The organism is Pseudomonas sp. PA15(2017) (genome assembly GCF_001945395.1).
Classification (GTDB): Bacteria; Pseudomonadota; Gammaproteobacteria; order Pseudomonadales; family Pseudomonadaceae; genus Aquipseudomonas.
This window is the reverse complement of the sequence record NZ_MSXV01000010.1, coordinates 13,238-25,914: the sequence shown is the minus strand read 5'-3', so window position 1 is coordinate 25,914 and position 12,677 is coordinate 13,238. Positions and strand designations below refer to the sequence as shown.

General features: G+C 60.7%; 13 protein-coding genes. 1 reads left to right on the top strand and 12 read right to left on the bottom strand.

Annotation, left to right across the window (positions count from 1 at the left end; all coding sequences use genetic code 11):
- Window positions 1–7 precede the first annotated feature (7 nt).
- On the bottom strand, window positions 8–1,396 hold the full coding sequence (locus BVH03_RS03995; RefSeq protein WP_075959975.1) for an MFS transporter: 1,389 nt from the start codon (window positions 1,394–1,396) through the stop codon (window positions 8–10).
- Between the two features lie 187 nt (window positions 1,397–1,583).
- On the opposite strand from BVH03_RS03995, the gene uvrA reads away from it, so the two are divergent.
- The gene (uvrA, locus tag BVH03_RS03990; RefSeq protein ID WP_075959974.1) at window positions 1,584–4,418 is read left to right on the top strand and encodes an excinuclease ABC subunit UvrA; all 2,835 of its coding nucleotides are present in this window, start codon (window positions 1,584–1,586) and stop codon (window positions 4,416–4,418) included.
- 94 nt (window positions 4,419–4,512) lie between these two features.
- On the opposite strand, the gene bfr is transcribed toward uvrA, so the two are convergent.
- The 11 genes from bfr to rpmD form a co-directional block, all read right to left on the bottom strand.
- Entirely contained in the window at window positions 4,513–4,977 is a 465-nt protein-coding gene (bfr, locus tag BVH03_RS03985; RefSeq protein WP_075959973.1) for a bacterioferritin, read from the bottom strand.
- A 143-nt stretch (window positions 4,978–5,120) separates the two neighbouring features.
- Complete coding sequence (katG, locus tag BVH03_RS03980; RefSeq protein ID WP_075959972.1) at window positions 5,121–7,412, bottom strand: catalase/peroxidase HPI; 2,292 nt, start codon at window positions 7,410–7,412, stop codon at window positions 5,121–5,123.
- A 171-nt stretch (window positions 7,413–7,583) separates the two neighbouring features.
- Complete coding sequence (rplQ, locus tag BVH03_RS03975) at window positions 7,584–7,970, bottom strand: 50S ribosomal protein L17 (protein WP_042552930.1); 387 nt, start codon at window positions 7,968–7,970, stop codon at window positions 7,584–7,586.
- A 43-nt stretch (window positions 7,971–8,013) separates the two neighbouring features.
- Window positions 8,014–9,015 (bottom strand): DNA-directed RNA polymerase subunit alpha, encoded by a 1,002-nt coding sequence (gene rpoA / locus BVH03_RS03970; protein ID WP_013789775.1) that lies wholly within the window; start codon window positions 9,013–9,015, stop codon window positions 8,014–8,016.
- 22 nt (window positions 9,016–9,037) lie between these two features.
- Window positions 9,038–9,658 carry a 30S ribosomal protein S4 gene (gene rpsD, locus BVH03_RS03965; protein WP_075959971.1) on the bottom strand — a complete coding sequence of 207 codons (621 nt, stop codon included), beginning with the start codon at window positions 9,656–9,658 and terminating at the stop codon, window positions 9,038–9,040.
- Window positions 9,659–9,675: 17 nt separating this feature from the next.
- On the bottom strand, window positions 9,676–10,065 hold the full coding sequence (gene rpsK / locus BVH03_RS03960) for a 30S ribosomal protein S11 (protein WP_013789773.1): 390 nt from the start codon (window positions 10,063–10,065) through the stop codon (window positions 9,676–9,678).
- A gap of 30 nt (window positions 10,066–10,095) precedes the next feature.
- Window positions 10,096–10,452 (bottom strand): 30S ribosomal protein S13, encoded by a 357-nt coding sequence (gene rpsM / locus BVH03_RS03955; protein ID WP_070887128.1) that lies wholly within the window; start codon window positions 10,450–10,452, stop codon window positions 10,096–10,098.
- A gap of 131 nt (window positions 10,453–10,583) precedes the next feature.
- Entirely contained in the window at window positions 10,584–10,700 is a 117-nt protein-coding gene (gene rpmJ, locus BVH03_RS03950; RefSeq protein ID WP_002555468.1) for a 50S ribosomal protein L36, read from the bottom strand.
- Between the two features lie 28 nt (window positions 10,701–10,728).
- Window positions 10,729–12,057: a preprotein translocase subunit SecY gene (secY, locus tag BVH03_RS03945; protein ID WP_013789771.1), complete on the bottom strand. Its 1,329-nt coding sequence runs from the start codon at window positions 12,055–12,057 to the stop codon at window positions 10,729–10,731.
- Entirely contained in the window at window positions 12,058–12,492 is a 435-nt protein-coding gene (gene rplO / locus BVH03_RS03940) for a 50S ribosomal protein L15 (RefSeq protein ID WP_070887126.1), read from the bottom strand.
- A 3-nt stretch (window positions 12,493–12,495) separates the two neighbouring features.
- Complete coding sequence (rpmD, locus tag BVH03_RS03935) at window positions 12,496–12,675, bottom strand: 50S ribosomal protein L30 (protein WP_013789769.1); 180 nt, start codon at window positions 12,673–12,675, stop codon at window positions 12,496–12,498.
- Between the last annotated feature and the right edge of the window lie 2 nt (window positions 12,676–12,677).

Here is a 12,677-nt window from a genome sequence, read left to right as displayed (position 1 = left end):
CCTACTTTCAGCACGTCACCGGCGCCGCTTCGATCAAGCGCTGCAGCGACGTGCGATCCAATTGTTGGGTATCCACTTTCACATAGAGGGCGGCCTCTTCGACCACCACTACGGCATCTGCCACTCCCGGCGCTGCCTGAATTCGCTCCGCCAGCCCCGCTTCCTGCAACGCCGCGCTGGAAAGCGGCAACCGCAAGCTGGTCACGTACGGCGGTTCACGCATAGTAACAGCAAAGGCCAGCCAGAGAACCGTCAACAGTGCACAGCCGCCGAACACACCGGCCAGCCCGTAATGCTGATACAGCCAGCCGCCGAGAATGCCACCCAAGGCCGAGCCGAGGAACTGGCTGGTCGAATACACGCCCATGGCCGTGCCTTTGCCGCCCGCTGGCGCCACCTTGCTGATCAGCGAGGGCAGCGAGGCCTCCAGCAGGTTGAACGCGGTGAAGAACACCACGATACCCAGCACCAGGTTGCGCAGGCCATGGCCGAACGCCCAGAAGAACAGCTCGCAGCCGAGCAGCACGAGGATCGAGCCGACCAGTACACGGCGCATCTGGCGCTTTTTCTCGCCATAGATGATGAATGGCACCATTAGGAAGAAGCCGCCGAGCAGCGCAGTCAGGTACACCCACCAGTGCTGCTCCTTGGGCAGGCCGCCCTGTTCCACCAGGGCCAGCGGCAGGGCGATGAAGCTGGCCATGAGGATGGCGTGCAGGGCGAAGATGGCGAAGTCCAGGCGCAGCAGGTCCGGGTGCTTGAGAGTCGGCCACAGGGCCTGCCTGGCGACGCCGGATTCGCGATGCTGCAGCGGGCCGGCACTCGAAGGCACCAGACCAGCGACGATGACGATGCCCAGCAGCGCCATGGCACCAGTAACCAGGAACAAGCCGGACAGGCCAAAGGCGCGGGTCAGCAAGGGGCCGACCACCATCGCCACAGCGAACGACAGGCCGATGCTCATGCCGATCATGGCCATGGCCTTGGTGCGATGCTGCTCGCGGGTAAGGTCGGAGAGCAACGCCATCACCGCCGCGGAAATCGCCCCGGCGCCCTGCAGCACGCGCCCGGCGATCACACCCCAGATGGAGTCGGCATTGGCCGCCAGCAGGCTGCCGGCGGCAAAGATCACCAGGCCGAAGTAGATCACCGGGCGCCGACCGATGCGATCGGAGATGACCCCGAAGGGAATCTGCAGAAAGGCCTGGGTCAGGCCGTAGGCACCGATCGCCAGGCCGATCAGGGCCGGGGTTGAACCGGCGAGCTCCTGCCCATAAGTAGCCAATACCGGCAACACCATGAACATGCCCAGCATGCGGAATGCGAACACCAACGCCAGCCCACCGGCTGCACAAGTTTCCGCGCCACTCATGCGTTCGCTGTGCGAATCGCGCATCGTCGATAACCTGTTGAAACAAGCCGGCGATTCTACCAGTCAAAACCCTACTGGCACAGCAGCGGCGCTTTGCCGCACGCTTGTTGCCGCCCGTATACTCGGCGGTTTATTCGCCCGCCAAGCGAGGCTGTGACAAGGGCCTCCGGTAAAGACAGCGACGAAAACCCAGTCAGCTTAGAGGTTCCTTTTGGACAAGATCCTGATTCGTGGGGCCCGTACCCACAACCTGAAGAATATCGACCTGACGCTGCCACGCGACAAGCTGATCGTGATCACCGGCCTGTCCGGTTCGGGCAAGTCGTCCCTGGCCTTCGACACGCTGTACGCCGAAGGTCAGCGTCGCTACGTGGAGTCGCTGTCGGCCTATGCCCGGCAGTTCCTGTCGATGATGGAAAAGCCCGATGTCGACACCATCGAAGGCCTGTCGCCGGCCATCTCCATCGAGCAGAAGTCCACCTCGCACAACCCGCGTTCGACGGTCGGTACCATCACCGAGATCTACGATTACCTGCGCCTGCTCTATGCCCGCGCCGGTACACCGCGCTGCCCCGATCACGACCTGCCACTGGAAGCCCAGACGGTCAGCCAGATGGTCGACCAGGTACTGGCCATGCCCGAAGGCAGCAAACTGATGCTGCTGGCCCCGGTGATTCGCGAGCGCAAGGGTGAGCACCTGGCGGTGTTCGACGAGCTGCGCGCCCAGGGCTTCGTGCGCGTGCGGGTGGACGGCAAGTTGTACGAGCTGGACGAACTGCCCAAGCTCGACAAGCAGAAGAAGCACAGCATCGACGCCGTGGTCGACCGCTTCAAGGCCCGCGGCGACCTGCAGCAGCGTCTGGCCGAATCCTTCGAGACGGCGCTCAAGCTGGCCGACGGCCTGGCGCTGATCGCGCCCATGGATGGCGAAGAAGGCGAAGAGATCATCTTCTCCGCGCGCTTCGCCTGCCCCGTGTGCGGCCATTCGATCAGTGAGCTGGAGCCCAAGCTGTTCTCCTTCAACAACCCGGCTGGCGCCTGCCCGACCTGCGACGGCCTGGGCGTGAAGCAGTATTTCGACGCCAAGCGCCTGGTCAACGGCGAGCTGACCCTGGCCGAAGGCGCCATACGCGGCTGGGACCGGCGCAACGTCTACTACTTCCAGATGCTCGGCTCACTGTCGTCGCACTATGGCTTCAGCCTGGACAAGCCGTTCGCCGAACTCGACGCCGAGCACCAGAAGGTCATTCTCGGCGGCAGCGGTTCCCAGAACGTCGACTTCAAGTACCTCAACGACCGTGGCGATATCGTCAAGCGCTCGCACCCGTTCGAAGGCATCGTGCCCAACCTCGAGCGCCGTTACCGCGAAACCGAGTCGACCAGCGTGCGCGAGGAGCTGGCCAAGTTTCTCAGCACTCAGCCCTGCCCCGACTGCCGCGGCACCCGCCTGCGTCGCGAAGCACGCCATGTGTGGGTAGGCGAGAAAACCCTGCCGGCCGTCACTGGCCTGCCGATTGGCGCGGCCACCGACTACTTTGGCAGCCTGACTCTGGACGGTCGTCGTGGCGAGATCGCCAGCAAGATCCTCAAGGAAATCTGCGAACGTCTGCAGTTCCTGGTCAACGTCGGCCTCGACTACCTGACCCTGGACCGCAGCGCCGACACGCTGTCCGGCGGCGAGGCCCAGCGCATCCGCCTGGCGAGCCAGATCGGCGCCGGCTTGGTGGGCGTCATGTACATCCTCGACGAGCCGTCCATCGGCCTGCATCAGCGTGACAACGAGCGCCTGCTCGGCACCCTGCGCCACCTGCGCGACATTGGCAACACGGTGATCGTGGTCGAGCACGACGAAGACGCCATCCGCATGGCCGACTACGTGGTCGACATCGGCCCGGGTGCTGGCGTACACGGCGGGCAGATCGTCGCCGAGGGCACGGCTGAGGAAGTCATGGCGCACCCGGACTCGGTCACCGGCAAGTATCTGTCCGGCCGCACCAAGATCGTCGCGCCGGCCAAGCGCACACCGCGCAACAAGAAGCTGTCGCTGAAGATCAAGGGTGCTCGTGGCAACAACCTGCAGAACGTCAACCTGGAAATCCCCATCGGCCTGCTGACCTGCGTGACCGGGGTCTCCGGCTCGGGCAAGTCGACGCTGATCAACAACACCCTGTTCCCGCTCAGTGCCACCGCACTGAACGGCGCCACTACGCTGGAAGCCGCTGCCCACGACAGCATCGACGGCCTGCAGCACTTGGACAAAGTGGTGGACATCGACCAGAGCCCCATCGGCCGTACGCCGCGCTCCAACCCGGCGACCTACACCGGCCTGTTCACGCCGATCCGCGAGCTGTTCGCCGGCGTGCCGGAAGCACGCTCACGCGGCTATGGCCCGGGGCGCTTCTCGTTCAACGTCAAGGGCGGGCGCTGCGAGGCGTGCCAGGGCGATGGCCTGATCAAGGTGGAGATGCACTTCCTGCCGGACATCTACGTGCCCTGCGACGTGTGCAAGAGCAAGCGTTACAACCGCGAAACCCTGGAGATCAAATACAAGGGCAAGAGCATCCACGAGGTGCTGGAAATGACCATCGAGGACGCCCGCGCGTTCTTCGATGCCGTACCGGCCCTTGCGCGCAAGCTGCAGACGCTGATGGACGTGGGCCTTTCGTACATCAAGCTCGGCCAGTCGGCGACCACTCTGTCCGGTGGCGAGGCGCAGCGGGTCAAGTTGTCCCGCGAGCTCTCCAAGCGTGACACCGGCAAGACCCTGTACATCCTCGACGAACCGACCACCGGCCTGCACTTCGCGGATATCCAGCAATTGCTCGACGTTCTGCACCGCTTGCGCGACCACGGCAACACCGTGGTGGTGATCGAGCACAACCTGGACGTGATCAAGACCGCCGACTGGCTGGTGGATCTGGGGCCCGAAGGGGGCTCCAAAGGCGGACAGATCATCGCCGTCGGCACGCCGGAAGAAGTGGCCGAGATGCCGCAGTCCCACACGGGGCACTTCCTCAAGCCGCTGCTGGAACGAGATAGGGCTTGAGGCTACAGGCTACAGGCTACAGGCTACAGGCTACAGGCTACAGGCTGAGCATAGACGGCCTGCAGCCTGAGACCCAGAGCCTGTAGCCAGCGCCTTACATCTGGCTCTGCAGGTATTTCTCCAGGCCCAGCTTGTCGATCAGCTGCAGCTGGATCTCCAGCCAGTAAGCATGGTCTTCCTCGGTATCCTTGAGTTGCAGCAGCAGGATATCGCGGGTCTGATAATCCTGATGGCGCTCGCACAGTTCGATGCCCTTGCTCAGGGCCGCACGCACTTGATACTCGAGAGCCAGATCCAGTTTCAGGGCATCCGGCACGGTCTGCCCGAAGGTGAAGGCATCCGGCACCATGTCCGGAACGCCTTCCAGGAACAGAATCCGCTTGAGCAGGGCATCGGCGTGCTGGGTCTCCTCCTCCATCTCGTGGTTGATGCGTTCGTAGAGCTTGCTGAAGCCCCAGTCTTCGTACTGACGCGAGTGGATGAAATACTGATCGCGCGCGGCCAGCTCCCCTTTGAGCAGGATTTTGAGGTAGTCGATGACTTCGATGTGGCCCTTCATGCGCGGAATCCTTGGTGCAGCGAATGGAATAGGTGAATGCTCGGCCCATCACCCGTCGGGGTCAAGCAAAAAGCACAACGCCTCCGAAAGGAGGCGTTGGCTTGAGCCGCTCACCGAGCCGGGCGCATGCGCCCGGCCATGGATCAGGCGAGGTCGAAGCGGTCGAGGTTCATGACCTTGGTCCAGGCGGCCACGAAGTCGTCAATGAAACGCGCGTCGGCGCTGGCATAGACTTCGGCCTGGGCACGCAGAATGGCGTTGGAGCCGAACACCAGATCCACCCGGGTGCCCGTCCACTTCAGTTCGCCGCTCTTGCGGTCACGCCCCTCGAACAGATTGCCGTCACCGGCCGCTGCCTTCCAAGCAGTGCCCATGTCGAGCAGGTTGACAAAGAAGTCGTTGGTCAGCGCGCCAGGCTTGTCGGTCAATACACCGTGGCTCGTACCCTCCACGTTGATGTTTATCGCTCGCAGGCCGCCGACCAGTACCGTCAGTTCCGGCGCCGTCAGGGTCAGCAGTTGCGCCTTGTCGATCAGCAGCGCCTCGGCTGGCACGCTGTAGCGGCCTTTGAGGTAGTTGCGGAAGCCATCGGCGATCGGTTCGAGCACCGCGAAGGACTCGACATCGGTCTGCGCCTGGGACGCATCGCTGCGGCCTGGCGAAAACGGCACCTTCACGGTACGACCCGCCTTGCTGGCGGCCTGCTCGATACCGGCATTACCGGCCAGTACGATAAGGTCGGCCAGGCTCACCTGCTTGCCGCCGATAGCGGAGCGGTTGAACTCGCCGCGAATGCCTTCCAGCCTCGCCAGCACTTTGGCCAGCTGCTCGGGCTGGTTGGCCGCCCAATCCTTCTGTGGTGCCAGGCGAATACGGGCGCCATTGGCACCACCGCGCTTGTCGGACCCACGGAAGGTCGAAGCCGAAGCCCAGGCAGTGCCGACCAGCTCGGCCACCGACAGGCCAGAAGCCAGCACCTGTGCCTTGAGGGTCGCCACGTCCGCGTCGTCGATCAGCGGATGATGAACAGCCGGCAGCGGGTCTTGCCACAGCAGCTCTTCTTTCGGCACTTCGGGGCCCAGGTAACGCGACCTCGGCCCGAGATCACGGTGGGTCAGCTTGAACCAGGCGCGGGCGAACGCTTCGGCGAAGGCTTGCGGATTATCCAGGAAGCGCCGCGAGATCTTCTCGTAGGCGGGGTCGAAACGCAGCGACAAGTCGGTGGTCAGCATCGTCGGCAGGCGCTTCTTCGACGGGTCATGGGCATCGGGGATGATCGCCTCGGCGTTCTTGGCCACCCACTGATGGGCGCCGGCCGGGCTCTTGGTCAATTCCCACTCGAACTTGAGCAGGTTCTCGAAGAACTCGTTACCCCACTGCGCGGGCGTGCTGGTCCAGGTCACTTCCAGGCCGCTGGTGATCGCATCGCCGGCCTTGCCGCTACCGAACGAGCTGCTCCAGCCCAGGCCCTGCTCTTCCAGGCCAGCCGCTTCCGGCTCGGCGCCAACGTGATCGGCCGGGCCGGCACCGTGGGTCTTGCCAAAGGTATGACCGCCAGCGATCAGCGCCACGGTTTCTTCGTCGTTCATCGCCATGCGCGCGAAGGTTTCGCGGATGTCGTGGGCGGCAGCGAGCGGATCGGGATTGCCTTCGGGGCCTTCCGGGTTCACATAGATGAGGCCCATCTGCACGGCAGCGAGCGGATTTTCCAGGTGGCGGCCCTGGCTGTCGGTACGATCCTGCTCCTGGCCATGCAGCTCTGCGTCGGCAACCAAGACGCCCTGGTCGTCCTCATGGCCGGCCGCGCCCTTGCCGTAGCGTTCGTCGCCGCCCAGCCAGGTCTTTTCGGTACCCCAGTAAACGTCCTGATCCGGCTCCCAGGTATCTGCGCGGCCACCGGCGAAGCCGAAGGTGCGGAAGCCCATGGTTTCCAGGGCAACATTGCCGGTCAGTACCAGTAGATCGGCCCAGGAAATCTTCTGCCCGTACTTCTGCTTGATCGGCCACAGCAGGCGGCGCGACTTGTCGATGTTGACGTTGTCCGGCCAGCTGTTGAGAGGCGCGAAGCGTTGCTGACCACGGCCAGCGCCGCCGCGACCGTCACCCGTGCGGTAGGTACCGGCAGCGTGCCAGGCCATGCGGATGAATTGCGGGCCGTAATGGCCGAAGTCGGCGGGCCACCACTCCTGCGAATCGGTCATCAGGGCACGCAGGTCTTTCTTCAGCGCCTCGTAGTCCAGCGAGTTGAAGGCTTCAGCATAGTTGAAGTCCTCACCCAGCGGGTTGGATTTGGAAGAATGCTGGTGCAGCAGGTCGACGCGCAGCTGATTGGGCCACCAATCACGATTGCCGGTACCGCCACCAGCGGCGTGTTTCGGCTTTTCCGCAGAGGCTTTCCCTGAGAAGGGGCATTTGCTCTCGGCCTTGTCACTCATCGTCTATCTCCTTATCTGGCCTGATCGTTCCCGACTGGGCGGGATTAACCTTGAGTATCGACGAGCACAGGCGGGGCGACAAATGAATAAGAACTTTCAGCACGATAGTTTTTTACTAAAAAGCACACATAAAAAACCGGGCCTAAGCCCGGTTCTTGTTGCAACGATGCCTTACTCGGCAGCTTCTACCGCGCCGCCGACCGGACGGTCGACCAGCTCAACATAAGCCATCGGGGCATTGTCGCCAGCGCGGAAGCCGCACTTGAGGATGCGCAGGTAACCGCCCTGACGGGTGGCGTAGCGCTTGCCCAGATCGTTGAACAGCTTGCCAACGATAGCTTTCGAACGCGTACGGTCGAAAGCCAGACGACGGTTAGCAACGCTGTCTTCCTTAGCCAGGGTGATCAGCGGCTCGGCAACGCGGCGCAGTTCCTTGGCTTTCGGCAGAGTAGTTTTGATCAGCTCATGCTCGAACAGCGATACCGCCATGTTCTGAAACATGGCCTTGCGGTGAGCGCTGGTGCGGCTGAGGTGACGGCCACTTTTACGATGACGCATGGTTCAATTCCTTACCAAACTATACGTTCGGTGATGATGACGATCAGGCAGTGGCCTTGTCGTCTTTCTTCAGACTTGCCGGCGGCCAGTTGTCGAGGCGCATACCGAGGGACAGACCACGGGAAGCCAGAACGTCCTTGATTTCGGTCAGGGACTTCTTGCCCAAGTTCGGCGTTTTGAGCAGCTCTACTTCGGTGCGCTGGATCAGGTCACCAATGTAGTAGATGTTCTCTGCCTTGAGGCAGTTGGCCGAACGGACGGTCAGTTCAAGGTCATCAACCGGACGCAGCAGGATCGGGTCGATCTCGTCTTCCTGCTCGATAACAACCGGCTCGCTGTCGCCCTTCAGGTCAACGAATGCAGCCAGCTGCTGTTGCAGGATGGTAGCGGCACGACGGATGGCCTCTTCAGGATCCAGGGTACCGTTGGTTTCGAGATCGATAACCAGCTTGTCCAAGTTGGTGCGCTGCTCGACGCGAGCGTTTTCCACCACGTAAGACACACGACGCACCGGGCTGAAGGAAGAGTCGAGCTGCAAGCGACCAATGCTGCGGCTTTCATCCTCATCGCTCTGGCGCGAATCGGCCGGCTCGTAGCCGCGACCACGAGCTACGACGAGCTTCATGTTCAGCGCGCCATTAGCGGCCAGATTGGCGATTACGTGGTCGCCGTTGACGATTTCAACATCATGATCCAGCTGAATGTCGGCAGCGGTTACGACGCCAGAGCCCTTCTTCGCCAGAGTCAGTGTAACTTCGTCTCGACCGTGCAGTTTGATGGCCAGACCTTTGAGGTTGAGCAGGATTTCAATGACGTCTTCCTGAACACCTTCTATGGCGCTGTACTCATGGAGTACACCGTCAATCTCGGCCTCGACTACTGCACAGCCAGGCATGGAGGACAACAGGATGCGACGCAGCGCGTTGCCCAGGGTATGGCCGAAACCACGCTCGAGAGGCTCGAGAGTGATCTTGGCGCGGGTCTGACTGACCACCTGCACATCGATATGGCGGGGGGTCAGGAACTCATTTACCGAAATCTGCATGGATGCACCTATTTTCTAGCCCTTACTTGGAGTAGAGCTCGACAATCAGGCTCTCGTTGATGTCAGCGGAGAGATCACCACGAATCGGAACGCTTTTGAACACGCCGGATTTCTTCTCGGTGTCTACATCTACCCACTCAACACGGCCACGCTGAGCACACAGCTCAAGAGCCTGAACGATGCGCAGCTGATTCTTCGACTTCTCGCGAACTGCAACCACGTCACCAGCTTTGACCTGGTAGGACGGTACGTTGACAGTCTTGCCGTTCACGCTGATCGCTTTGTGCGAAACCAGCTGACGGGACTCGGCACGCGTAGCGCCGAAACCCATACGGTAAACGACGTTATCCAGACGGCACTCGAGCAGTTGCAGCAGGTTTTCGCCGGTAGCGCCTTTCTGGCTGGCTGCCTGCTTGTAGTAACCGCTGAACTGACGCTCCAGTACACCGTAGATACGACGAACTTTTTGCTTCTCACGCAGCTGGGTGCCGTAGTCGGACTGACGGCCACGGCGCTGACCGTGGATACCTGGGGCTGCTTCGATGTTGCACTTCGATTCCAGAGCGCGGACGCCACTCTTCAGGAACAGATCAGTGCCTTCACGACGAGACAGTTTGCATTTGGGACCAATGTAACGAGCCATTTCTCACTGTCTCCTGATTACACGCGACGCTTCTTCGAAGGACGGCACCCGTTATGCGGGATTGGCGTCACATCGGTGATGCTGGCGATCTTGTAACCGCAGCCGTTAAGAGCACGGACAGCGGACTCACGACCCGGACCTGGGCCCTTGACGTTGACGTCGAGGTTCTTCAGGCCGTATTCCAGCGCAGCTTGACCAGCACGCTCAGCAGCCACCTGGGCAGCGAACGGGGTGGACTTGCGAGAACCGCGGAAACCCGAGCCACCGGAAGTAGCCCAGGACAGGGCGTTACCTTGACGGTCGGTAATGGTCACGATGGTGTTGTTGAAAGAAGCGTGGATGTGGGCGATGCCATCAACCACCGTCTTTTTGACTTTCTTACGAGTACGAGCAGCAGGTTTTGCCATGACTAAATTCCTGTCGATTCGCGAACGCGATTACTTGCGGATCGGCTTACGCGGGCCCTTACGGGTGCGTGCGTTGGTCTTGGTGCGCTGACCGCGAACCGGCAGACCTTTACGATGACGCAGGCCGCGGTAGCAACCCAGATCCATCAAGCGTTTGATTTTCATGTTCACTTCACGGCGCAGATCACCCTCGGTATTCACCTTGGCGACTTCACCACGCAGCTGCTCGATCTGCTCGTCAGAGAGATCCTTGATCTTTGCTGCCGGATTAATACCGGTAGCGGCACAGATCTTCTGTGCAGTAGTGCGACCAACACCAAAGATGTAGGTCAGCGAGATAACAGCGTGCTTGTTATCCGGAATGTTAACGCCTGCAATACGGGCCATTCAGTGGAACTCCAATTGACAGCTACCTACGCCCCGGAAGCCAAGAAATGGGGCGCGAGATATTATCGCTGTAAAAACAAATAATCAACCCGGCAGCGCACTAGCTGCCGGGCTTATAGCGTCGATCACATTCAGCCTTGGCGCTGTTTGTGACGCGGTTCCGCGCTGCAAATCACTCGCACTACACCTTCACGGCGAATAATTTTGCAGTTGCGGCACAGCTTTTTCACCGATGCACGAACTTTCATCACCAACTCCTCGAACCTTATGGACACTTCAGCGGAGCATGCCGCTGCCGTAGCCCTTCAGGTTGGCTTTCTTCATCAGGGATTCGTACTGGTGCGAAACGAGGTGCGATTGTACTTGCGACATGAAGTCCATCACAACCACCACCACGATCAGCAACGAGGTCCCGCCAAGGTAGAACGGTACGTTGGCCGCCACCACCAGGAACTGGGGCAACAAGCATACGGCCGTCATGTACAGAGCACCGAACATGGTCAAGCGAGTCAGAACGCCATCGATATAGCGTGCGGACTGCTCACCGGGACGGATACCCGGAATAAAGGCACCGGACTTCTTCAGGTTTTCCGCTACGTCTTTCGGGTTGAACATCAGCGCTGTATAGAAGAAGCAGAAGAAAATGATCCCTGCACTAAACAGCAAAATGTTCAACGGCTGACCAGGAGCGATAGCCTGTGAAATATCCTGCAGCCAGCCCATACCTTCGGACTGACCAAACCAGGCACCCAGCGAGGCCGGGAACAACAGAAGGCTGCTGGCGAAGATGGCCGGGATTACGCCCGCCATGTTCACCTTCAACGGCAGGTGGCTGGTCTGCGCAGCGAAGACCTTGCGGCCCTGCTGACGCTTGGCGTAGTGCACCGCGATGCGACGCTGGCCACGCTCAATGAACACCACGAAACCGATGATCGCTACTGCCAGCAAACCGATGGCGATGAGAGCGAAGATGTTGATATCGCCCTGACGTGCAGACTCGAAAGACTGCCCGATCGCCGACGGCAGACCGGCTACGATGCCCGCAAAAATCAGCATCGAAATACCGTTGCCAACACCGCGCTCGGTGATCTGCTCGCCCAGCCACATCATGAACATCGCACCCGCCACGAACGTGGTGACTGCGACGAAGTGGAAGCCGAAATCGACCGAGAACGCTACGCCCTGGCTCGCCAGACCAACGGACATGCCGATAGCCTGGACGAAAGCCAGAACCAAGGTGCCGTAGCGGGTGTACTGGCTGATCTTGCGACGACCAGCCTCACCTTCCTTCTTCAACTGCTCCAGCTGCGGGCTGACGGCGGTCATCAGCTGCATGATGATCGATGCCGAGATGTACGGCATGATCCCCAGTGCAAAGATGCTCATCCGCTCCAGCGCGCCGCCGGAAAACATGTTGAACAAGCTAAGAATGGTCCCCTCATTCTGTCGAAACAGATCGGCCAGACGGTCAGGGTTTATACCGGGAACTGGGATATGCGCGCCGATTCGATAGACGATGATCGCCATGAACAGAAAGCGCAGACGAGCCCAGAGTTCGGACAACCCGCCACCAGCCAGAGCAGAGAGAGCACCTTGCTTAGCCATTTATTCCTCGAACTTACCGCCAGCTGCTTCGATAGCCGCACGCGCACCTTTGGTGGCGGCGATACCTTTGAGGGTGACCGCACGAGTAATCTCACCGGACAGCATGACTTTCACACGCTGTACGTTTTGATTAATCAGGTTGGCATCCTTCAGCGCCTGCAGAGTAACTACGTCGCCTTCGATCTTGTTCAGCTCGGAAGTACGCACTTGCGCGCGATCCATAGCCTTCAGAGACACGAAACCGAACTTGGGAAGACGACGGTGCAGAGGCTGCTGGCCGCCTTCGAAACCCGGAGCAATGGTGCCACCGGAGCGGGAGGTCTGACCTTTGTGACCACGGCCACCGGTCTTGCCCAAACCACTACCGATACCACGGCCCGGACGGTGCTTCTCGCGACGGGAACCCGGCGCTGGACTCAAATCGTTCAGGTACATGGATCAACCCTCCACACGGAGAAGGTAATAAGCCTTGTTGATCATGCCGCGGTTTTCCGGAGTATCCAGAACTTCGACGGTATGATTGATGCGACGCAGGCCGAGGCCTTTGACGCAGGCTTTGTGATTGGCCAGACGGCCATTGGTGCTCTTGATCAGAGTCACTTTGACGGTGTTAGCCATGG